This window comes from Tenggerimyces flavus, from assembly GCF_016907715.1.
Lineage (GTDB): Bacteria > Actinomycetota > Actinomycetes > Propionibacteriales > Actinopolymorphaceae > Tenggerimyces > Tenggerimyces flavus.
In genome coordinates this window covers 4,977,641-4,999,173 of record NZ_JAFBCM010000001.1, presented here as the reverse complement: position 1 = coordinate 4,999,173, position 21,533 = coordinate 4,977,641, and the positions used below count along the sequence as shown (strand labels likewise).

The 21,533-nt window shown below is 68.5% G+C and carries 22 protein-coding genes and 1 riboswitch; of the genes, 8 read left to right on the top strand and 14 right to left on the bottom strand.

Annotated elements, in window-relative coordinates; genetic code table 11:
- The first annotated feature begins 120 nt into the window (after positions 1 to 120).
- Positions 121 to 1,266 carry a lipid II:glycine glycyltransferase FemX gene (locus JOD67_RS23345; RefSeq protein ID WP_205119832.1) on the top strand — a complete coding sequence of 382 codons (1,146 nt, stop codon included), beginning with the start codon at positions 121 to 123 and terminating at the stop codon, positions 1,264 to 1,266.
- A 54-nt stretch (positions 1,267 to 1,320) separates the two neighbouring features.
- Complete coding sequence (locus JOD67_RS23340; protein ID WP_205119831.1) at positions 1,321 to 2,307, top strand: aldo/keto reductase; 987 nt, start codon at positions 1,321 to 1,323, stop codon at positions 2,305 to 2,307.
- On the opposite strand, the gene JOD67_RS23335 is transcribed toward JOD67_RS23340, so the two are convergent.
- The 5 genes from JOD67_RS23335 to JOD67_RS23315 form a co-directional block, all read right to left on the bottom strand.
- Complete coding sequence (locus tag JOD67_RS23335) at positions 2,304 to 5,852, bottom strand: discoidin domain-containing protein (protein ID WP_205119830.1); 3,549 nt, start codon at positions 5,850 to 5,852, stop codon at positions 2,304 to 2,306. The genes JOD67_RS23340 and JOD67_RS23335 overlap by 4 nt on opposite strands.
- Positions 5,853 to 6,092: 240 nt before the next feature.
- Positions 6,093 to 6,494 carry a nuclear transport factor 2 family protein gene (locus JOD67_RS23330; protein WP_205119829.1) on the bottom strand — a complete coding sequence of 134 codons (402 nt, stop codon included), beginning with the start codon at positions 6,492 to 6,494 and terminating at the stop codon, positions 6,093 to 6,095.
- A 137-nt stretch (positions 6,495 to 6,631) separates the two neighbouring features.
- Entirely contained in the window at positions 6,632 to 7,819 is a 1,188-nt protein-coding gene (locus tag JOD67_RS23325) for a phospholipase D-like domain-containing protein (RefSeq protein WP_205119828.1), read from the bottom strand.
- 94 nt (positions 7,820 to 7,913) lie between these two features.
- The gene (locus JOD67_RS23320) at positions 7,914 to 8,549 is read right to left on the bottom strand and encodes an alpha/beta hydrolase (protein ID WP_205119827.1); all 636 of its coding nucleotides are present in this window, start codon (positions 8,547 to 8,549) and stop codon (positions 7,914 to 7,916) included.
- Between the two features lie 176 nt (positions 8,550 to 8,725).
- Positions 8,726 to 9,388: a DedA family protein gene (locus JOD67_RS23315; RefSeq protein ID WP_205119826.1), complete on the bottom strand. Its 663-nt coding sequence runs from the start codon at positions 9,386 to 9,388 to the stop codon at positions 8,726 to 8,728.
- Positions 9,389 to 9,517: 129 nt separating this feature from the next.
- On the opposite strand from JOD67_RS23315, the gene JOD67_RS23310 reads away from it, so the two are divergent.
- From JOD67_RS23310 to JOD67_RS23290, 5 genes are read left to right on the top strand one after another with little or no spacing between them, the layout of a single operon-like run.
- Positions 9,518 to 10,738, top strand: a complete 1,221-nt coding sequence (locus JOD67_RS23310; protein WP_205119825.1) for a sensor histidine kinase — start codon at positions 9,518 to 9,520, stop codon at positions 10,736 to 10,738.
- Positions 10,735 to 11,376, top strand: a complete 642-nt coding sequence (locus JOD67_RS23305; RefSeq protein ID WP_205119824.1) for a response regulator — start codon at positions 10,735 to 10,737, stop codon at positions 11,374 to 11,376. The genes JOD67_RS23310 and JOD67_RS23305 overlap by 4 nt, the downstream gene beginning before the upstream one ends.
- Before the next feature lie 20 nt (positions 11,377 to 11,396).
- Positions 11,397 to 11,642, top strand: a complete 246-nt coding sequence (locus tag JOD67_RS23300; RefSeq protein ID WP_205119823.1) for a hypothetical protein — start codon at positions 11,397 to 11,399, stop codon at positions 11,640 to 11,642.
- 33 nt (positions 11,643 to 11,675) lie between these two features.
- On the top strand, positions 11,676 to 12,149 hold the full coding sequence (locus JOD67_RS23295; protein ID WP_205119822.1) for a TetR family transcriptional regulator C-terminal domain-containing protein: 474 nt from the start codon (positions 11,676 to 11,678) through the stop codon (positions 12,147 to 12,149).
- Between the two features lie 22 nt (positions 12,150 to 12,171).
- On the top strand, positions 12,172 to 12,636 hold the full coding sequence (locus JOD67_RS23290; protein ID WP_205119821.1) for a GbsR/MarR family transcriptional regulator: 465 nt from the start codon (positions 12,172 to 12,174) through the stop codon (positions 12,634 to 12,636).
- Here the strand turns inward: JOD67_RS23290 and gcvP are convergent, their stop codons facing one another.
- The 9 genes from gcvP to JOD67_RS23245 all read right to left on the bottom strand — a co-directional run bounded on the left by gcvP (position 12,637) and on the right by JOD67_RS23245 (position 21,097).
- A complete protein-coding gene (gcvP, locus tag JOD67_RS23285; RefSeq protein WP_205119820.1) occupies positions 12,637 to 15,459 on the bottom strand; it encodes an aminomethyl-transferring glycine dehydrogenase in 2,823 nt (940 codons plus the stop codon). It abuts the gene before it with no gap.
- A 73-nt stretch (positions 15,460 to 15,532) separates the two neighbouring features.
- A riboswitch (glycine riboswitch) is annotated at positions 15,533 to 15,623 on the bottom strand.
- A 78-nt stretch (positions 15,624 to 15,701) separates the two neighbouring features.
- Positions 15,702 to 16,289, bottom strand: a complete 588-nt coding sequence (locus tag JOD67_RS23280) for a MerR family transcriptional regulator (protein ID WP_205119819.1) — start codon at positions 16,287 to 16,289, stop codon at positions 15,702 to 15,704.
- A gap of 257 nt (positions 16,290 to 16,546) precedes the next feature.
- Positions 16,547 to 17,029, bottom strand: coding sequence for a bifunctional nuclease family protein (locus JOD67_RS23275; protein ID WP_205119818.1), 483 nt, complete (start codon positions 17,027 to 17,029; stop codon positions 16,547 to 16,549).
- Between the two features lie 154 nt (positions 17,030 to 17,183).
- Complete coding sequence (ftsR, locus tag JOD67_RS23270; RefSeq protein WP_307782515.1) at positions 17,184 to 17,873, bottom strand: transcriptional regulator FtsR; 690 nt, start codon at positions 17,871 to 17,873, stop codon at positions 17,184 to 17,186.
- Positions 17,874 to 17,938: 65 nt separating this feature from the next.
- The gene (locus JOD67_RS23265; protein ID WP_205119816.1) at positions 17,939 to 18,484 is read right to left on the bottom strand and encodes a double zinc ribbon and FHA domain-containing protein; all 546 of its coding nucleotides are present in this window, start codon (positions 18,482 to 18,484) and stop codon (positions 17,939 to 17,941) included.
- A 156-nt stretch (positions 18,485 to 18,640) separates the two neighbouring features.
- Positions 18,641 to 19,033: a glycine cleavage system protein GcvH gene (gene gcvH / locus JOD67_RS23260; RefSeq protein ID WP_205119815.1), complete on the bottom strand. Its 393-nt coding sequence runs from the start codon at positions 19,031 to 19,033 to the stop codon at positions 18,641 to 18,643.
- 56 nt (positions 19,034 to 19,089) lie between these two features.
- Complete coding sequence (locus JOD67_RS23255; protein ID WP_205119814.1) at positions 19,090 to 19,839, bottom strand: DUF881 domain-containing protein; 750 nt, start codon at positions 19,837 to 19,839, stop codon at positions 19,090 to 19,092.
- A 2-nt stretch (positions 19,840 to 19,841) separates the two neighbouring features.
- Positions 19,842 to 20,174 carry a small basic family protein gene (locus JOD67_RS23250; RefSeq protein WP_205119813.1) on the bottom strand — a complete coding sequence of 111 codons (333 nt, stop codon included), beginning with the start codon at positions 20,172 to 20,174 and terminating at the stop codon, positions 19,842 to 19,844.
- A complete protein-coding gene (locus tag JOD67_RS23245; protein ID WP_205119812.1) occupies positions 20,171 to 21,097 on the bottom strand; it encodes a DUF881 domain-containing protein in 927 nt (308 codons plus the stop codon). Before JOD67_RS23245 ends, JOD67_RS23250 begins: the two co-directional genes overlap by 4 nt.
- 88 nt (positions 21,098 to 21,185) lie before the next feature.
- Between JOD67_RS23245 and JOD67_RS23240 the strand changes: the two genes are divergently transcribed.
- Positions 21,186 to 21,431, top strand: a complete 246-nt coding sequence (locus JOD67_RS23240) for a hypothetical protein (RefSeq protein ID WP_205119811.1) — start codon at positions 21,186 to 21,188, stop codon at positions 21,429 to 21,431.
- Positions 21,432 to 21,533 lie beyond the last annotated feature (102 nt).

Sequence of the window (21,533 nt, the reverse complement as noted above, 5' to 3'; positions counted from 1 at the left end):
CAGTCAAGACTTTGCGGTGTTGCCGGGGTGTATCCGGTTTTCGATATGCCGACGATAGGTGCCGGTTCGTAGTCTCGGGCGCATGTGTGTGTTGATCGCCGGGGACGGGTAGTCGCGACTGTGGTCTCTCGCGTACGGGCCATCACGACCAGCGAGCACGTCGCGTTCAACGCGACCCGACCGTCGGTGAGCTTCCTGCAGACCCCGGCCTGGGCCGGGGTGAAGACCGAGTGGGGCTCGGAGTCGCTGGGCTGGTTCGACGACCACGATCGGCTGGTCGGCGCGGGCCTGGTGCTGTATCGCCGGCTGCCCAGGACGAATCGGTCGCTGGCGTACCTGCCCGAAGGGCCGTCGATCGACTGGGCCTCGGACGACCTGGCCAGCTGGCTCGACCCGCTGGTGCGACACCTTCGGAGCGCGGGTGCGTTCGCCGTACGGATCGGTGGGCTGGCGGTGACCCGCACCTGGAGCGCTCCGACGATCAAGGCTGCGATCGCCGACCCGACGATCAGCAGGCTCAGCGACGTACCGCCGGACTCCCAGAACGACGCCGCCCACCGGGCTGGCGCCCAGCTCCTCCGGCTGGGTTGGCGGCCGCGGAACGACGACGACGGCGGATTCTCCGTCGGGCAGCCGCGTTGGATCTTCCAGCTTCCGTTGGCCGGCAAGGACGAGGCTCAGCTCCTGCGAGGTATGAACCAGCTCTGGCGGCGCAACCTCAAGAAGGCCGCCAAGGCGGGCGTCGTCGTGACCGAGGGCGGGGTCGAGGACCTGCCCGACTTCCATCGGATCTACCTCGAGACCGCGGCGCGTGATGGCTTCACGCCGCGGCCACTGAGCTACTTCCAGCTGATGATCGAGGTGCTGCTGGCCGAGGACAAGGATCGGATCCGGCTCTACCTCGCCCACCACGAAGGCGACCTCGTCGCCGCCACCACCTGGGTCCGCGTCGGGGACCACGCTTGGTACAGCTTCGGCGCGTCCACCACGGCCAAGCGGGACGTTCGCGGCTCCAACGCCGTGCAGTGGCGGATGATCACCGACGCGCTGGCCGCCGGCTGCACGGTCTACAACCTGCGCGGCATCACCGACACCGTCGACGAGAACGACCCGCACCTCGGCCTGATCCAGTTCAAGGTCGGCACCGGCGGCGAGGCCGTGGAGTACCTCGGCGAATGGGATCTGCCACTGAACCGCCTGCTGTACAAGGCGTTCGACTTCTCCCTGTCCCGTCGAGGCCGGCGCCTGCTGCGATTGGTCCGGTGACGCTGCCGCCGAGTGGACCGTTCTCTTGGTTCCTCGCTGGCTAGCTTCGAAGGCATGCGACAGCTCACCATCGGCGACGAGTACGGAAAGCTCTCCGTCTCCGCGTTCAGCCTCGGCACGATCCCGTTCGGCACCGGCTGGAACGAGCAGGACTCGTTCGCGCTGCTCGACCGGTTCGCCGAGGCCGGCGGCACCTTCGTCGACACCGCCGACAGCTACAACCAGTGGCATCCCGGCGCGCGAGGCGGCGAAAGCGAGGAGACCATCGGCCGCTGGCTGAAGGCACGCGGCAACCGCGACGAGATCGTGATCGCCACCAAGAACGGCGCGCTCACCACCGATCCGAACCGCCCGAGCGACCTGGAGGTCTGGGCCGGCCTTGCTGGTAAGGCGATTCGGCAGAGCGTCGAGGGCAACCTGCGCCGGCTCGGCGTCGAGCGGATCGACCTGTACTACGCCCACATCGACGACCGCGCGGTCCCGCTCGAGGAGACCGTGGAAACGATGGCGGCGCTGGTCCAGGAGGGCAAGGTCGGCGTCATCGGCTGCAGCAACACCGCGCTCTGGCGGTTGGAACGGGCTCGTGCGCACGCGCGTTCGCTCGGGCTCCCCCGCTACAGCTGCATCCAGCAGATGCACACGTACCTGTGGCCGCGGCCCGACAAGGCGCAGATCGACACGATCACGCCCGAGCTGCAGGACTACGCCCGCGTCGAGACCGACCTCGCGCTGCTCGGCTACAAGCCCGTGATGAACGGCGCGTATACCTGGAACGGCGACCGCACGTTCCCGCTCGACTACGACCACCCCACGAACGCCGCGCGGATGCGGACGCTGCTCGAGGTAGCGGACGAGCTCGGTACCAACCCGTACGCGGTGATCGTCGCCTGGATGCTGCAGTCCGACCCCGTCGTGATCCCGGTCAGCGCGGCTCGGACGGTCGAGCAGCTCGACGCCCAACTGGCGGGCGTCGAGCTGCACCTGGAACCCGAGCTGCTGCGGCGCCTCAACGAGGCAGGCACCGAGTCCGTCTCGTTCTAACGGCCGTAGATCTCGATCTCGTCAACGAAGATGTACTCGGCGAAGTACCCGTAGGTCTTGGTCGCACGCACCTTCACGTACCTTGCCGGCGACTCGGTGAACCCGACCGACAACCACCGGTCGGACGCCTTCGTCACCGAGCCCTTCTCGGTCCAGTTCGTGCCGTCGGTGCTCGTGGACACGACGACCTTGTCCGGCGCGTACTTGTGCTCGCCGTCGAAGTACTCACGGAAGTTGACCAGGCTCACCGTGCGGGCCTGGCCCAGGTCGAACGAGATCTCCGCGTCGATCGTCTCGTCCGGCTTGGCGACGTACGCCCACGACTTGCCGTCGGAGTAGTGCCCGGCCAGCACGCCGTCGGTCGACTCGCCGCCACTGTCCGGGTACGACGGGTCGAGCCACTTCGTGGTCGCTGTGTACGCGCGGCCGGCCGCGAGGTCGGACGTCGACTGGGCCGGGTCGCCGAAGATCGCGACCTCGTCCAGGAACAGATAGTCGGCGAATCGCCCGTCTGCCTTGGACAGATCGAGCCGCACGTAGCGCGCCTTGACGTCGGTGAGCGGGATGTCGAACCACGAACCGATCGGCCACGCGGCCTCGCCTTGGAGCTCGAAGTCGCCGCCGTCGGCCTTCGTGTAGACGCGGACACTGTCCGGCGAGTACTGGTGGAAGCCGTCGTCGTACGCTTTCAGCTGCACCAGGTCGAGCGCCTTCAGACCCTTGAGGTCGAGTGTCAACGACACGTTGCGCGTCTCGTTGTTGCCGGCGTAGAAGGCGTAACCGTACTCGTCGGTGAACGGACCGGCGATCACACCGTCGGTCGACTCGCGGATGCCGGCGTCGGCGAAGTATGGGTCGTCCGGCTCGGCGGACTTCGTGTACTGCCGTCCCTCGGCGAAGTTCACCAGGCCGGCCGTACGCGGTCCGTACGCCTCGATCTCGTCGAGGAACAGGGCGTCCGCACCGTCGGCGTACTTCTTCTGGTAGCTCACCTTGACGTACCGCGCCGCCGTGTCGGGGAACGTCACGTCGTACCACAGCCCGTTCGGCCCGTTGGCCGCCGCGAAGGTGCCCTTCGGGACGAACGTGGTGCCGTCCTTGCTGGTGAACACGCGCACCTTGTCCGGTGAGTAGGTCTGCTCGTAGTCCTCGTAGCGGTGGATCTTCACGTTGCCGACCTGCTTCGCCGCGCCGAGGTCGACGGTGACGTCCACGGTCTTGTCGTCGCCGGGCTTGAGGTGATAGCCGTACCCGCGGGCGTCGCTGTAGTGCCCGGCGAGGATCCCGTCGGTCGACTCCCGTCCACCGCTGTCGCCGTGGTCGGCTGCCGGGGCGTCGGACTTGGTGTACGGGCGGCCCGCGGCGAGGTTCTCGCGGTCGAGCGCGTAGCCGCCGACCTCCAGGTCTGCGAGCGTGTAGCCCGCGGTGGGCACGCTGCTCGCAGTCGCCTTGAGTTTTATGAAGCGGGCTTTGGCATTGAGCCCGACGAAGTCCTCACCACCGTTGCCGGTGGTCGTGGTGAAGGCGTCGGTCCAGGTGGTGCCGTCGTAGGAGAGCTGGATGTGGTAGCCCTTGGCGTACGTCGGGCCCCAGGCGAGCCTGACCCCGTCAACCTGGGTTTGCTTGCCGAGATCGACCTGGAGCCATTGGGCTCCGGAGTCCGCGCGGGCGGAGCGCCAGCTCGTCCTCGGGTTGCCGTCGACGGCGTTCTTCGCCTCGAAGCGGCCTTCTTCGGACGAGGCTGTGGTCGGCTTGGTCCTGGCCAGGTCTTCCGCGAAGACCGGCTTGCCGGCGGCGGCGCGGACGAGCTGTTCGCGGGTCCGTTCCATCAGGGCGGTGTCGCCGGAGTAGCGGTTGGCGCGTTGCACGAGGTTGGCGACGATCCCCTGGGCCAGGTCGGGATGCAGCTTGCCTACCTGCTCGAGCAGCTCGCGTTCCTCGAGTCCGTCGCGCAGCGACTCCAGCCTGATCGTGGACTTGATCGTGTTGTTCTTCTTGTCTGGCTTGGTGATCCAGCCGTCGCCTCGGACTTCTTGCTGGTCCATCGGGTACTGCCAGTTGTTCAACGCCCAGTGCAGGTAGCCCGTAACGCCGAGCGAGTAGGCGTACCACATCGTCAGGCGCTGGTGGTAGACCGGCTGGTCGATGAAGCGGTTGAGGTACATCTTGGTCGGGATGTTGCAGTTGTAGAGCCAGACTTCCTTGCCTGCTTTGATCTTGTCCTTGTAGTACTGCTGGTGGTCGTCGAGGTTCCACTCGTTCGGGATGAGGAACGACTGGATCGGCTCGAGCTCCTCGACCGAGCCCTGGTTGAACGTCGCGTCGGACAGCCGGACGTCGGTCCAGTGCTCGCGGATCATGCTCGCGACCTTCTTGTACGACGCGACGTCAGCGGCACCGTTCGGCTCGTCACCGACATGCATCCACCACTTGTCGGCCCAGCCCTTCTGCTCCAGGTGGGTCTTGAGGGCGGGGACGAACTGGTCCACGAAGTTCTTCGCCTTGGCGGACTCGACGCGTTCCCATCCCCTGACGTACTTACCGTTCGCGTCCTTGTCGACGATCTCGATCTGCCAGTAGTCGCGGTAGTAGGCCTTGCCGTGCATCCAGAAGCCTTCGAGCCGCTTGATGGCGCCCTGGTCGATGAACGTCTGAGCGAGCTTGTCGAACAGCGTCCAGTCGAACGCGTACTTGCCGTCTTCGTTCATCGTGGTGCCGCCGCCGATGAGAAGCTGGACGACGTTCAGGGGAACGGTGTTCAGGCGATGTTGCTTGTTGTTCTTGGCGATGTTGGTGATCAGCTCCCACCACTCCGGGCTGAGCCGCTCATGCTCGTAGAAGAGCTCCAGCGTGTCGCCGGCGCCTTCGTCCCAGGAGAGTGCGCCGTAGAGGATCTGCCAGAAGTTCGTGGTGAACGTGCTGTCCTTGGCGTCGGGGATGGTGACGTTCTGGACGTCGAGCTTGATGGGCACTGGGTGGTTGCCCTGGCTGGTCTGGACTGTTGCGGTGCCTGTGTAGATGCCGGGCTTGGTGTCCTTGGGGACGTACGCGCGGATCCAGATCGGCTGGGTGGTGCGTGCCGGGACCTCGATGGTTTGCTCGTTGGAGAGCGCGTCGGGGAAGTCGCCGGGGGCCTTCCGGACGAGGTCCTTGACGGGGTCGCGCTGGCCGAAGGTGGAGTTGGCCTTGAGGTGCTCGTACTCGACGAACTGGGCCGTGAGGTTGGCGGCGCTGATGGTGTTGGCGCCGCTGGTGAGGTTGGTGAGCGCGACCTTGTCGATCGTGAACCGCTGGTCTTTTCTGAGCACGATCTGCGCGGCCTCGTACTCGTTCCTCGCGGCTGTGAGGTTGATGGCTGAGCTGGCGTCTGGCGTGGGGAGCGTGTCCTTGAAGACGTTCTCGTACGACGACGCCGTCCAGACACTCGTGACGCGCGCCGCCGCGGGCGCCGCCGGGGCTGATGCGCTGGAGATCAACAGGAACGTCGCGAGCAGTGCGAGCGTGGCCGCGATGGCCGGTGGTCTCCGCAGTCGTCGTAGTCGCATGGTGGCCTCACCCTCCCGTACGCCGGCATGGCGCTCTCATTGACGGGGTTGGGGGCGCGGGAGGACAAGGCGATGGCAGGAATCGGGCTAGACCAGTGGGCCAGGCCGTGTCTCTCAACTCTCGCCTGACGCGGCCATCGCGCTGCGTCGTGGCCGCCGTACCCGGCCAGTGGCCCCTCTACCTGGCGTCCACCCCACGTAAAGCGGCCAATGATCAGGTTTACATGATCATTGGCCCGGCTAGGGGTGGAGCGGCTTGGTGCGTGGTCTGACGGTGCGGTGGGCGAGGCGCCAGCCTGCTTCTGTACGGACGACATGGTCCTCGTAGGTGGCACTGGCCGTGGTGCCGTTGGTCATGACGGCGAGGCCTTTGGACCTGACGTGGGCGGTGTCGGTGGTTTGGTCGGTGACGACGACGTTGGTGACGTGATGGGCGACGGGATTGGCGTCGCCGAGCTGCGTGGCCGCCGCGCGGATGGCCTCGATGCCTACGAGGACGCCGCCGCCGAGGTGGGTGACGTCGTAGCGGACGTCGTCGGTGAAGAGCTCGTCCAACCGCTCGAGCTCCCCGTTGTCGAACAGATGGCCGTGCAGGTTGATCAGCTCGATGATCGCGAGTCGGTCCTCGACCAGGTCAGACATGGCCACAGAGCTTATCGGGGACAGTCCCCGCTTAGCAACCGGCATGCGGAGACTCGCGACTTGTTGGACGGATCTCGGCTTCTAGCCCGAGATCCGTCCAACAAGTGCGCCAGATCGACAGCGGAGCCAGAGGCGGCTCAGCACTGGGCGGCTTCGCGCTTCCAGGTGAACTCGAAGAACTCCGTGAGCGCCTGGTAGTGCGCCGGTTGGGTGACCTGGACCATCAGCTCGTCGGAGTGGATCGAGCTGTCGGCCATGTTGTCCGACCCCAGCCAGCTGCGATAACCCCGTGTCCCACCCGACACGAGGCTCACCAGCAGCATCTTCGAGTGGTTGAAGCTGACGTCGTTCGCCGGCGCGCCGCCGCAGGTTTGGGTGTCCAGCCGCGAGACCCCGCCGCGGTCGAGGATGCCCCGAACGACTGGTCCCGCACCGGCGGTGTGCATGACCTTCACCGAGGCGCCAGCCCGACGCAGCCGCACGAGTTCCTCCGCGATCCGCCGGGCCCGCTCGTTGGTGAAGCCCGAGGTTGCCACCCGGATCACGGACTGGCCGGGGTTCGGGATCGTCCGCAGCCGGGTGAGCAGGGGGTCCTCGGCGATGCAGTCCAGCGGGTACGCCATCACGCCGAAGTTGGTGAAGAAGTGCTGGAAGAGCCTGCCGTCGTTGGGCGCGGCGGTCTGGCACCGGGCCGGGCGGGGGCGATCGGCCTGCTGCTGTTGGAACAGCGCCTTCAGGTCGTCGTGCATGGTCTGGTTGCTCACGAACTGGAAAGCGACGTTGTACTGGTTCTTGTTCGCGTGATCCGTCGGGTTGTACGACGTGACGACCGAAACGTGGTTCGCGGTACCCGTCCGGGAGAACGTGAACGACTTCTGGTGCAGCTGACCCTTACCCTCCGGCCCCCGGGCGGAGTGCTTGATGCACTTGAAGAAGCTCGCGTCACCAGCGGCCCCCACAGCCCTACGCAGAGCGGCCGTCGCGCTGCTGCAGTTGCGGTCCCACACCAGAACCTGCACATGCACCCCACGCTGGTGCGCCCTGATCAGCGCGGCGGTGATCCCCTGGTCGTCGAGGTTCCAGGTCACCACGCGAATCGTCTGCGAACGCGGGGTGTTAGCGATGTTGTCGAGGATGGCGCGGCGGATCGGGCTCGACTGCGCCCCGGTGGCGGTGGGGTGCTGGCCGATCGGGCCGGCCTTCGGCGTGTACGCCACCGCGGTGGTAGCCGCTGGCGCGGCCGAGGAGGTGGCGACCATGGGTGCCATCAGGGCGGCGATCGCCACCGTGGTTCCCAGCACAGCCCGCTTCCAGGCACGTTGCATTGCCGCTCCCCCGTCTAGGTGATCCATTTCTCGGATGGGTCGGCGACCATCCAAACAGATGCCGGGGATACGCACCAGGAACGTAAACCGGCAGTTAGAGGCGTTCGAGCCGCTCGACCAGTGCCTCGGGCCGGCTGAGGAACGGCGAGTGGCTGCCGTCCAGCTCCTCGGGCACGAGACCGAGGCGCTCGGCCACCACCCGGCGGACCCACGGTGCTGGCAACAGGCGGTCGTCGCGGCAGAGGAGGTAGCTGGTCCGGACCGCGGGCCAGGCATGAGCTGGCCAGGGTTCCTGCAGCGCTCGCGCCGTCTGGTTCCGCCAGCGGGCGCGAGCAGCGGCGGCAAGGTCGGCGGGGACGTCCTCGTAGAAGTAGTCCACCTCGTCCCCCGCGTCCTCCCGTTCGGCAGCAGCCTCGGCGAGCAGTTCGAACCCCGTCTGACCAGGAGCCATCACCATCGCGGCGAGCAGGACAACCGACGAGACCGGCACCCGCGCGCACACCTCCGGGACCACCACGACCCCCAGCGAGTGCACCACGAGCACCACGTCCGACCGGGAGCCGACCGCCGCGACCACCGCCGCCGCGTACTCCGTGCGACCCGCCGACGGGTCCTCGATCGGCAGGTCCATCGTCACCACCGCGTGCCCGCGCGCCTCCAGGAACGGTGAGACGAGGGACCAGCACCAGGCGCCGTGCGAGGCACCGTGCACGAGGACGTACGTCGACACCAACCACCACCGATGAGTTCTGCTGCCTCGACAGGTCTACCACCTACGACGACCAGAACGGAGCCCGAGATGTCCGCCAGCGAGTACGTCAAGCAACTACAAGCCGAGATCGTCGAGGAGGCGCTCGAGGAACGCACGAGCACGAGGCAGCGCAGGCAACGGCTGCTGCGGGTCCGCTACCGCTGAGTCCCCGCCGGCTCCGGCACAGCCTCGGCCTCCGGCGCCACAGGAACGCGGGCCTTCCGCTTCTTCAGCACGTGCCGCACCACCTCGACCACCACGGTCACGCCCACTGCGAGGCCGACCCCGAGGATTACCCCCTTGATCGGGTCGTTCTCGAACGCCATCCCGCCCACGTAGCCGATCAACGCCCCGTACAACCCCCACGACACCGCCGCGATCGCGTCGAAGAACGCGAACCGCCGCACCGGGTACGCCGTCGAGCCCATCGTCAGCGTCACGGCCGTCCGCCCGCCCGGGATGTACCGCGCCACGACGAGCACCAGTCCCCCGCGTTCCTCCAAGGCGGTGGTCGCCCAATCGTACACAGCTCGCCGTTTCGTCCCCGGCTTGAACCGGCTCAGCAGCCGATGCCCCGCCGACCGGCCGATCCAGTACGAGATGTGGTCACCGAGGAACGCCCCCGCGGCCGCCGCCAGAACGACCAGCCACAGCATCGGCTCGCCCGAGGACGCCGCGAACACGCCGGCGGTCACGACCACGGTCTCGCTCGGCACCACGGGAAAGAACGCGTCGAGCAGCGCGAGCCCGAGGATCACGGCGTAGATCCACGGCGAGGCCATGGCGTCGTGCACGAAGGCGAGGATGGCGTCGGTCATGCCCTCAGCGTTCCGCTCGAGAGCAGAGCTGACGTCGCCCTAACGTCTCCGCGAGCTGAAACTTTAGTTGCAAACGACCCTGAACCTTCGAGTTGGCACATCAGGGGAGTCCCCACTTACGCTCGCGGCATGGACCTGCAGAGCGCGCCGCCCGTCGGTGGTCGCGTACTGGAGTGGACGAACCGCTGGTTCGACCGCGCCGCCCCGGTCATCGCCGCGGGCGCGGTCGTGCTCGCCTCGGTCGGGTTGCTGGAGAACATGAGTGACCAGGGCATCGAGCTGCACGCCGTGGTGAGTGGCCTGATCGGGATCGTGTGCGGCGTGCCTGTGCTGTTCGCGCGTCGCCGGCTCTGGCCGCTGTTCGTCGTCGCCGCGCTCGGTTGGATCGTCTTCCTGCTCTGGCCCGCCATGGCCATCGCGTCGTACTACGTCGGGTCCACGTTCCGCCGCCGCCTCGAGCTCGGCCTCTACGTCGCAGCGACCGGCGTGGCGTCGGCGATCGCCGCGGTGGTGAGCTTCGCGATCGGCGGCTACCGCGAGTACATGGCCTACCTCCCGAACGCGGTCATCGCGCTGCTCGTCTACGTCGGGCTGCCGCTCGTCGTCGGCCTCTGGGTGAACGCCCGCCGCCAGCTCCTGCTGTCGCTCCGCGAACGGGCCGAACGAGCCGAGCGCGAGCAGGCCGCCCGTTCGGACCGGGCGCGGACCGAGGAACGGGGCCGCATCGCCCGCGAGATGCACGACGTCGTCGCGCATCGCGTGTCGCTGATCGTGCTGCACGCCGGCGCGCTCGAGGTGAGTGCGAAGGATCCACAGACCGCGGAGACAGCCGACCTCATCCGCACGACCGGGCGCGAGGCACTCGCGGATCTGCGTACGGTGTTGGGCGTGCTGCGCTCCCAGGACCCGATCGCGGACAAGACGCTCGCCCCGCAACCCGTGCTTGACGACCTCGACCGGCTGCTGGAGCAGTCCCGTGCGGTCGGCATCGACGTGCGCCGTACGGAGGTCGGCGACGTACGGGCCTTGCCGGTGACCGTCGAACGAACCGCGTACCGGGTGATCCAGGAGGCACTCACCAACGTACACAAGCACGCCGGCGCGGTGCGCGCATCGGTGCTGCTGACGTACAGGCCCGAACAGCTCGAGGTCGTCGTCGAGAACGAAGCGTCGACCGGCGGGGCGACGCCGATGCCGGCGAGCGGCTTTGGCCTTGTGGGGTTGGCCGAACGCGTTCATCTCGTCGGCGGAACGCTGTCGTCGGAGCCCCGAGCCGACGGTGGGTTCGTCGTCCGCGCGACGCTCCCAGCTGCCGTGGCCGCCGACCAACCGGTAGGAGATCCCGCATGATCCGCGTGCTGGTCGTCGACGACGAGTCGCTGGTCCGATCGGGGCTGCGGATGATCCTGGAGGCGACCGGCGACATCGTGGTGGTCGCCGAGGCGAAGGACGGCGCGGACGGGATCGCGGCGGTCGCACGGCATCGGCCGGACGTGGTGCTGATGGACGTCCGCATGCCGGGGATGGACGGCCTGGCCGCCGCCGCGGAGCTGCGGTCGTCGGAGTCGCCGCCGAAGGTGATCATGCTGACGACGTTCGACCTGGACGAGTACGTGCACGAGGCGCTGCGGGCCGGGGCGGTGGGCTTCCTGCTCAAGGACACGCCGCCGAAGGACCTCGCGGACGCCGTGCGGACCGTGTACGCGGGGAACGCGATGCTCGCGCCGACCGTGACGCGGCGGCTGATCTCGTCGTTCGCCCTGCGCGAGCCGGCCCGGGCCGACGTGGCCCGGAAGCGGCTGGCGGAGCTGACCGAACGGGAGTACGAGGTGATCCGCGCGGTCGCCCGCGGGCTGTCGAACGCCGAGATCGGGCGCGAGCTGACGATGAGCGAGGCGACCGTGAAGGCTCATGTGAGCCGGTCGCTCGCGAAGCTCAACCTGACGAACCGCGTCCAGGCCGCGATCCTCGTGCACGACGCCAGCTAGACCCTTGCGAGAACGCGCTTGTGCAGCACGTCGAGGACGCCGAGCACGACCAGGGTGGCGACGAGCTCCCGGCGTCCTCCCGCGGGCGACCGGCGGTGTACTGCTCGCGGAGTTGCCAAGCCCGGGCGTACCGGCGGCGCCGGCAACCGCCCGAGCCCGAGCCGCCGGAGCCGCCGACCGCGCAGGCGAAGCGGCGCCGGCAGATCGTCGAGGCGGTCTGGCGCATGGCGTCGACGCGCGGACTCGACGCGGCGAGCATGCGCTAGATCGCCGGCGAGGCCGGGGTTTCCCTACGAGTGGTGCAGTACTACTTCGCGAACAAGCACGCGCTGCTCGTCACGGCGCTCCGGATGCTCAATGCGGACAACGAGGCCCGTACGCTACGCCGGATCGCCGCGCAGCAGGCACCGCTGCCGCCACGTGAGCTGCTCGAGGTGATCTTCGACGAGTTCCTGCCGCTGGACGACGAACGACGCCGCAACCAGCTCGTGTACGCCGCGTACTTCGCCCGCAGCCTCACCGACCCGGCGCTCGCGGCGGTGTTCCTGAGCGACGAGCATCCACTCGAGGAGCTCGTGGCGGCGATCCTGACGCAAGGCGGCCTTGACGGCAACGTGGCTCAGCACGAGGCTGACCTCCTCGTGTCCGGCATCTCCGGCATCGGCCTGGACATCCTCTACGAACGGCGATCGGTGGCAGCGGTCCGTCGGGTCGTCGACTACCACCTGGACCGGCTGTTCTCCGCGAGCCCGGACACGTTCAGTACGTCCTGAACGAACTGTATGGTCAGCAGGCATGGAGCTGAGTCCGGAGGAGAACGCGTTCGTCGACCGGATGGGCCTGGTCATGGAACGGTTCGGCGGCGCACGCACGATGGGCCGGATCTACGGCGCGCTGCTGATCTGCGATCCGCCGAGCCCGTCCCTCACCGAGCTCGCCTCCGCGCTCCAGGTCAGCAAGGCGTCGATCAGCACGGTCACGAGGCAAATGGTCGAAGCGGGCTTGATCGAACGCGTTCCCGCCGCCAACCGGCAGCACCGCTACCGAGTCATGCCGGGCGGGTGGAGCCAGGTGCTCCGCATCCAGTTCTCCGGCCTGCGGATGGTGCTCGACACGCTCGACCAAGGCCTCGCAATGCGCGCCTCAGCCGATCGAGACCAGCGGCAACGGCTCGAGGAGACTCGCGACTTCTTCGCCTTCGTCGATGCCGACGCCAGCCACATGCTCCGCCGCTACGCCGAGTACAAGAAGACGAAGTAGCTACTCCGCGAACGCGTCCGGCGGCGGGCAGACGCAGACGAGGTTGCGGTCGCCGTACGCCTGGTCGATCCGGCGCACCGGCGACCAGTACTTCCGCCGGCGCAGCGTCGCGACCGGGTAGGCGGCGTCCTCACGCGAGTACGAGTGCGACCACGACGAGTCCGCGATCATCTCGATCGTGTGCGGCGCGTTCCGCAGCGGGTTGTCGTCCGCCGGCCACTCCCCCGAGCCGACCCGGTCGATCTCCCCGCGGATCGCGATCATCGCGTCGCAGAACCGGTCCAGCTCCGCCAGATCCTCCGACTCCGTCGGCTCGACCATGAACGTGCCCGCCACGGGGAAGCTCATCGTCGGCGCGTGGAAGCCGTAGTCGATCAGCCGCTTCGCGACATCGTCGACCGTCACGCCTGTCGACTTCGTCAGGTCCCGCAGGTCGATGATGCACTCGTGGGCGACCAGCCCGCCGCGCCCGGTGTAGAGCACGCGGAAGTGCGGCGCGAGCCGCGTCGCGACGTAGTTGGCCGCGAGCACCGCGGTCTCCGTCGCCTCCGTCAGTCCCGGCCCGCCCATCATGCGGATGTACGCCCAGGTGATCGGCAGGATCCCGGCCGAACCGTACGGCGCCGCGGACACCGGGCCGACCGCCGAGTCCGCGCCGAGCACCGGGTGCCCGGGCAGATACGGCGCGAGGTGCTCGCGTACGGCAACCGGTCCGACGCCCGGACCGCCACCGCCGTGCGGGATGCAGAATGTTTTGTGCAGGTTGAGATGTGAGACATCTCCGCCGAACTCGCCGAGGCGCGCGAGACCGAGCAGGGCGTTCAGGTTCGCGCCGTCAACGTAGACTTGCCCGCCCGCCTCGTGCACGATGTCGCAGACCCAGCGGACGTCCGACTCGTACACGCCGTGCGTCGACGGGTACGTCATCATGATCGCCGCGAGCCGGTCGCGGTGCTGCTCGACCTTCGCCTCGAGGTCGGCGTGGTCGATCGTTCCGTCGTCGGCCGTCGCGACCACCGCGACGCGCATGCCGGCCATCACCGCCGACGCCGCGTTGGTGCCGTGCGCGGACGCCGGGATCAGGCACAGGTCGCGGTCGGGCTGGCCCTGCGCCCGGTGGTACGCGCGGATCGCCATCAGCCCGGCGAGCTCACCCTGCGAGCCCGCGTTCGGCTGCACCGACACCGCCGCGTACCCGGTCACCTCGGCGAGCCACGACTCGAGCTGGTGGATCAGCTCGCGGTAGCCCTCGGTGTCCTCGTCCGGCGCGAACGGGTGGATGCCCGCGAATTCCGGCCAGCTGATCGGCTCCATCGCCGTGGTGGGGTTGAGCTTCATCGTGCAGGAGCCGAGCGGGATCATGCCCCGGTCGAGTCCGAAGTCGTCGTCGGCGAGCCCACGCAGGTAGCGCAGCATCGACGTCTCGGAGTGGTACCGGTCGAACACCGGGTGGGTCAGGTACGCGCTGGTCCGCCGCAGCGCCTCGGGAATCGCCATGCCAGCGGACAGATCGGAGTACGGGCCGACGCCGAACGCCTCCCACACCGCCTCGACATGCGCCAGCGTCGTGAGCTCGTCGCACGCGACGCCGACGTGGTCGGCGTCCGTCAAGCGCAGGTTGACACCGCGGTCGCGGGCTGCGGCGACGACCTCGGCGGCCCGGCCCGGGACGTACGCCGAGACCGTGTCGAAGAAGGACTCGGACACCAGCTCGACGCCGCCCTGCCGCAGTCCCTCGGCCAACGTGGAAGCGTGTCGATGCACTCGAGCGGCGATGGCCTTCAGCCCCGCCGGCCCGTGGTAGACCGCGTACATCCCGGCGACGACCGCGAGCAGGACCTGCGCGGTGCAGATGTTGCTGGTCGCCTTCTCGCGCCGGATGTGCTGCTCGCGCGTCTGCAGGGCGAGCCGGTACGCGGGCTTGCCCGCCGCGTCCACCGAGACGCCGACGAGCCGGCCGGGCAGCGACCGCTCGAGCCCCTTGCGTACGGCCATGTACCCGGCGTGCGGACCGCCGTACATCAGCGGAACGCCGAAGCGCTGGGTGTTGCCCACCGCGATGTTGGCGCCGAGCTCGCCCGGCGAACGTACGAGCGTCAACGCGAGCAGGTCGGCGGCGACAGCCACCTCGGCGCCACGCTCGTGCGCGTCGCGCACCAGCGACGCGGGGTCGCGCAGCGCGCCGCTCGCGCCCGGATACTGCAGCAGCACGCCGAAGAACTCGCCCTCCGGCAGCCCCTCGGTGAGGTCGGCGACCACGACCTCGATGCCCAGCGGTTCGGCGCGCGTCTGCACAACCGCGATCGTCTGCGGCAGCGCGTCGGCGTCGACGACGAAGCGAGTGCTCTTGGCGGAACGGTTGGTCCGCCGGATCAGCGTCATCGCCTCGGCGGCGGCCGTCGCTTCGTCGAGCAGCGACGCACCCGCGACGTCCAGACCGGTGAGATCGGTGAGCACCGTCTGGAAATTGACGAGCGCCTCGAGCCGGCCCTGGCTGATCTCGGGCTGGTACGGCGTGTAGGCGGTGTACCAGGCCGGGCTCTCCAGCACGTTCCGCCGGATCACGGCCGGGGTGTCGGTGTCGTAGTAGCCGAGGCCGATCATGCTGGTCAGCCGGAGGTTGCGATCGGCGTACGCGCGCAGCTCGGCCAGCGCCTCCGCCTCGCTCGCCGCGTCCGGAAGCGACAACGGCCGGTCGGTGCGGATGGTGGTGGGAACGGCCGCGTTGACGAGCTCGTCGAGGGAGCCGTAGCCGGTGGCGGCGAGCATCTTCGCCCGGTCCTCGGACGACGGGCCGATGTGACGTTCGGCAAAGGCGACCATGGGGCTCATCCCTTCGACGGCTCGCGTCTATAGGTGTGCTCCCCCTCTGTCACGCCGCGCGCTCCAGAGTCGCCTCGTCCATGTGGTCCGTTGGCCTGAGAGGTTCCGGGGATGGTTGCCCCTTCGGCGCCCCGCCGAAACGGGGACTCTCCCACACGGGATCTGTGGCGTGAATAACGGTACCAGGGCAGCAACACGCCCCCGCCGTTATGTCGGCGAGGGCGTGTCGGCGGTGCGGAGTACTAGATGGCGCGGGACTGCCTGCGCCGCGCGAGCTCGTCGCTCGGGTGCGGGTCGGCGCTGGTCTCGCCGCCGCCGGTACGTTCGCCCGGCAGCTCCGCGAGCGTGCCCTCGACCTCGCGGGAGACTCGGCCGAGCGCGATGCCGAACACGCCCTGACCACCCTGGAGCAGGTCGATGACCTCGTCCGGCGAGGTGCACTCGTACACGCTCGCGCCGTCGCTCATCAACGTGATGTCGGCGAGGTCGTCAGCACCGCGGTCGCGCAGGTGTGTCACCGCGGTGCGGATCTGCTGCAACGAGACCCCGGCGTCAAGCAGCCGCTTGATCACCTTGAGCAGCAGGATGTCGCGGAACGAGTACAGCCGCTGCGTCCCGGAGCCGGTCGCGGGGCGGATGGTGGGCTCGACCAGGCCGGTGCGGGCCCAGTAGTCGAGCTGGCGGTACGTGATGCCCGCCGCCGAACAGGCGGTCGGACCCCGATAACCCACGTCCTCGGCGGGCGCCTCGGGCATGCCGTCCTCCGGGCCGAAGAGCAGTCCCTGCTCACCGGCCGCGACGATGGCGTCCGTACGTTCTGGCTGTGTCATTCCAGGCGCGGTCGTAGCGGCACCTAGCCCGCTTTGGTCTCCCGTGCTGCTCACGCCGGCCTCCCACCATCTCCGCCGGGCACCCTGCCGCGGCGGCGCTTCTTGGTACTTACGTGCGTGGAGTTACATCAAGAGGTTTCGTCGTCACGGTATGCCGCCCAGCCGGGTGGGTCAACGCGGGAAGCGGCGTGTCGTGTCGCAACCTCAACTTGAGGTCGAGGTGCCTCTCACCTGCTCGAACGCACGTTCGGCGGGAACTATTGGTTCGGGTTGTTCGGGCTGTCGAAGTCGTCCGGGGTGACCTGGTCGAGGAACTCGCGGAACTTCTCGACCTCGGCCTCCTGCTCGTCCGGGATCGCGACGCCGGCCTCGGTCAGCACCTCGTCCGCGCAGACGATCTTCACGCCGAGCCGCAGCGCCAGCGCGATGGAGTCGGACGGCCGCGCGCTCACCTCGACGCCGGACGCGAACGCGAGGATGCCGTAGAAGACACCCTCGCGCAGATCGGTGATGCGGACCTCGGTCAGCTCCTGCCCGGTCGCGACCAGCACGTCCCGGAACAGGTCGTGGGTCAGCGGCCGCGGCGGCACGATCCCTTGTTGCGCATGGGCGATAGCGCTCGCTTCGGCGGCCCCTACCCAGATCGGCAGGAACCGTTCGCCCCCGACCTCCCGGAGCAGGACGATCGGCTGGTTGGACGGCATTTCGACCCTGACACCGACCACGTCGAGCTCCCGCATATCGACCACATTACCCCCGAGGACACCCGGAAGCTTGCGACCCTGTGACATGGTCGAGTCGCCTCGCTCAGTTTCGCGCCGGTTCGGCCGGCCACCGCCTGTCAGCGGCATGACCGATGTGCACTTGGGCTGCTTCTTCGACGAGCCGACTCGATTAAGAACGCGACCGCAATCCCACTTTGACCAAAGTCGCGTGCAGTCGTACCGACAATGCCGCCAGCTCGCGGACGACCTCTTCTGCGCGTCCCTGCGACGAGACTCCGCGCTGGCGCAACAGCGGCGCCACGACCTGCTCGAAGAGCCCGACCTCGCGGTCCGCCGCGGTCTTGAACGCACGCAGATGCCGCGGCTCCACACCGTACGAAGCCAGCTCGCCGGCGATCCGCGCGATCACCAACGCGTCCCCGTCGTACGGCTCCCGCCCCGCACGCGACAACACCAGGCCGTACGACTCCAACTGGTCCAACAACGCCGCGTCGATCTCCGCCGACTCCAGCAGCTCCGCCCGCGACAGCCGCAGCTCCCGTTCGTCGTGCCGGAACGCCTCCGACTGGGGATGCGACTCCCCCGGCGACACCATCCGCGGCACCTGCGGCGGCCCGACCGGCAACGCCGGCGGCTCCAAGCCCTGGTCGAGCGCGTCCAGATGGTCCTTGATCACCCGCAGCGGCAGGTAGTGGTCGCGCTGCGCGGTGAGAACGAAGCGCAGCCGCTCGACGTCGTGGTGCCCGAACTTCCGGTACCCCGACGGGGCCCGCTGCGGCTCGATCAGCCCCTCGGCCTCGAGGAACCGGATCTTCGAGATCGTCACGTCGGGAAAGTCCGGACGTAGCTGAGAGAGCACCTCCCCGATCGAGAAGGTGCCGCTGGACCTGCTGGACCCACTGGACCGAGCGGACGCCGCACGGCTCACGTAGTGCCCTCCGCACCACTGCTGTCGGCGGAAGCGGCACCGAAGCCGCCGCGTTGGCTGGCGAAGTAGACCAGCCGGAACTTGCCGATCTGCACCTCGTCGCCACCGGCGAGCACGACCTCGTCGATCCGATCGCGGTTCACGTACGAGCCGTTCAGCGAGCCGACGTCGTGCACCGCGAAGCCGTCCGGCGTACGGCGGAACTCCGCGTGCCGGCGCGACACGGTCACGTCGTCGAGGAAGATGTCGCTGTCCGGATGCCGCCCGGCCGTCACCAGGTCGGTGTCGAGCAGGAACCGGCTCCCCGCGCTCGGGCCGCGCTGAACGATCAGCAGCGCACACCCCGGCGGCAGCGCGTCGACCGCCGCCTGCTCCTGCGGCGCGAGCTCGGCCTCGGCACGGTCGTACTCCGAGTCGATCACCACCGGCGCGATCGTCGCCGTCTGCTCGGCCGGACGTTCCTCCCCGAGCGCGCGGCCGCACTGCGAGCAGAACCGGCTGCCCTCCGGGTTCTCATGCCCGCAATGCGCGCAGACCACCATGTGTGACTCTCCTCCTACAAGACCTACTCGAGCACCCGCACGACCGAACCCTTGACCCACACTTGAGGTCCAGGCATCTGGGAAACCTATTGTCGTCGCGAACGGTGGTCAACTCCGCCGATCAACTCTCTCCGACTCTCTGCGACTGAGAGAGTCTCAGCCCTTCTCGACCTCGGCCTCGTAGTCCGCGGCCGACAGCAGGTCGTCCAGCTCGTCCGCGTTCGACGTCTGCAGCTCGAACATCCAACCGTCGCCGTACGGGTCGCTGTTCACCAGCTCCGGCGAGGTGTCCAGGGCCTCGTTCCGCGCGACGATCTGGCCGGTCAACGGCGCGTAGATGTCGCTCACGCTCTTCGTCGACTCGAGCTCGCCGCACGCCTCGCCGCGGGTCACCTTGGCGCCGACCTCCGGCAGCGTGACGTACACGATGTCGCCGAGCGCGTCCTGCGCGTAGTTCGTGATGCCGACCCGCACGCTCCCGTCGGACTCGCCGGGCTCGCGCACCCACTCGTGCTCGCTCGTGTACTTGAGGTCGTCGGGATAAGTCACTGCTGGGGCCTTTCTGGGAACGGTTGGTCTCGGCACACGCCGGGTCGCCTAGTCGCCTAGTCGCCGCCCTCGCCGTCGGGCGCCGGCTTGGCGAACCGCGGCGGCCGCGGTCGGTGCACGGTGTTGATCGCGGTGTCGTCGAGCTCGCTGACCTGGACGTGGCCGCCCTTGTCGTCGACCGAGTCGACCACGCCGCCGGGGATGCGCATCGCGGTGGCGAGCGTGCGCGGGTCGCCGATCGCCTCGATCGTGTACGGCGGCGGGATCAGCGACTGGTCCACGACGATGCCGCCCTGTCCGTCGAGCATGTAGCTGCTCGCGACCACGCGGACCTGGTCGTTGATCTCGATCGCCTCCGCGCCGGCATCGCGGAGCTCCTCGATCGTGTTCAGGATCAGCGCCGCGTAGATCGCGTCGCCGCTCCCGGAGATCGTGAGCTTGATGCCCGGGCCGGCCGCCGGCAGCGTTCCGGCCAGGATGCCGAGCGTGACCGCGCGTTCGTCGGCCTGCTCGATTGCCGTACTCGTCTTGTCCTTGTCCGAGGTCAGCCGGGCGCGTACCTGCTCGGCCTCGCTGATCTCCGACTCGAGCGAGCGCGACTTCTGCTGCAGGCCGTCGAGGACCTGGATCAGCTCGGTGCGGCTCGCCGTACCCGGGTAGCCGGAGTCGGTACGCAACGCGCGCACCTGCACCGCGGCCGCGAACCCCAGCAGCGCGAGCAGCACCGCGCCGGCGATCTGCGACCGCGACACGTGCGGTCGGAACGCTCGGACGAGGCGCCTCCAGGCGGGGTTCGTGATCTTCATCGTCAGGCCTTGAAGAGTCTTCGCCTGATCGCGGCGACGTTGGAGAAGATGCGGATCCCGAGGACGACGACCACGCCGGTCGACAGCTGCGCGCCGACGCCGAGCTGGTCGCCGAGGTAGACGATCAGCGCCGCGACCAGCACGTTGCCGATGAACGAGACCACGAACACCTTGTCGTCGAAGATGCCGTCGAGCAGCGCCCGCAGGCCGCCGAACACCGCGTCCAGCGCGGCGACGACGGCGATCGGCAGATAGGGCTGCATCCAGAGCGGTACCGCGGGCTGGAGGAGCAGTCCCAAGACGATGCCGACCACGAGACCGAGAGTGGCGATCACCTGGGGGCGCCTTCCGTACGGGCGTAACGAAGCTGTGCCCCAGAGTCTGCCGGTAGCGCGATCTCGTCGATCGTGTGGGTCTCGTATCGGATGTTCGCTACCGCCTTCAGGTTGTGGAGCCACACGCCGCCGGGGCTTTCGGCGAAGCGGGCCTCGAGCGTCGCGGGGTCGCCGATCGCCTCGACGGTGTACGGCCGGGCGAGCGGACGGTAGTCGACGGTGATCGACTTGTCGGCGCCGCGGATCGCGGTGAGAACGGTGAGCCGCTCGCCGTTGATCGCGATCGCCTCGGCGCCCGCGGCCCACAGGCCGTTGACGAGCTGCTGCAGGTCGAGGTCGAGGATCCGGTTGTTCGCCGACTCCTCCCCGCCGGACACCTCGTCGATCGCGGCGTCGTCGACGATGATCCGTACGCCCGGTCCGACGACCCGGCCGGTGCCGGTGAGCGTCTCGAGGGCCTGCAGGCGTTCGCGCAGCGCCTGGCCGCCGACGGAGGACTCGAGGGCGTCGTTCTGCATACGGGTGATGTCGCGCTGCAGCCGTTCGGCCCTCGCCCGCTGGTCGTCGACGCGCTGGGTCTCGGTGGTGATCCGTTCGGCGAGCTCCGCCTTCTCCTTCGCGACAGCGGGCGCGGACTGCCGGGTCTGGATCGCGGCGACGGTGATGATCAAGCCGAAGAGCACGATCGCGACGACGAAGACGGGGACCTTGCGCTTCTTCTTCGGCTTGTTCGGGTCACGCCTCGCCGCCGCCGACGCGTATCCGTCGTCGAGAGCGTGGGAGACGAGCTCGCGCATGAGCGACATGGACTCGTCAGGTCGGCGTGGTGGCTGCGTCGGAGTTTCCGCCTCGGGATGCCGCTGCTCGGGGATCTGGGCAGGGATGCCCGGCGACGTGGCGTTCCCCCGCTCCGCACCGGCCATGGGGGTCATCGTTTCATGACTTTGGTGTCATGAGGTCGAGACCTTTGGACTAGTCGTCGCAGGTCGGGAATTACCTACCATGGACGGCATGAACGGGGATGCGAAGTCGCGGGTCCACCCGTCGGTGCTTCTCGCCGTCGGCTCTGTCTTGTTGGCCGCCGGCGTGGCCGCGCTGATGGTGATCGTCTTCGTACTGCGGCCGGCCGATGCCGACAACGAGGTCCTGATGTGGGCAGGCACGCGGCTCGCGGCCGCGGCGTTGCTGGGCAGCGGCGCCTGGTGTGCCGTTCGGGGCTGGAACCGCCGGAAGGCGCTGAGCTCCACCTCGTCCTAGCTCGGTGGGTGGCCGCCGTGCAGGTTTGTATGAAGGGCACCTTCATACAAACCTATTGAATGAAGGTGCCCTTCATTCAAAACGGTCCGAAGCCGGGTCCGC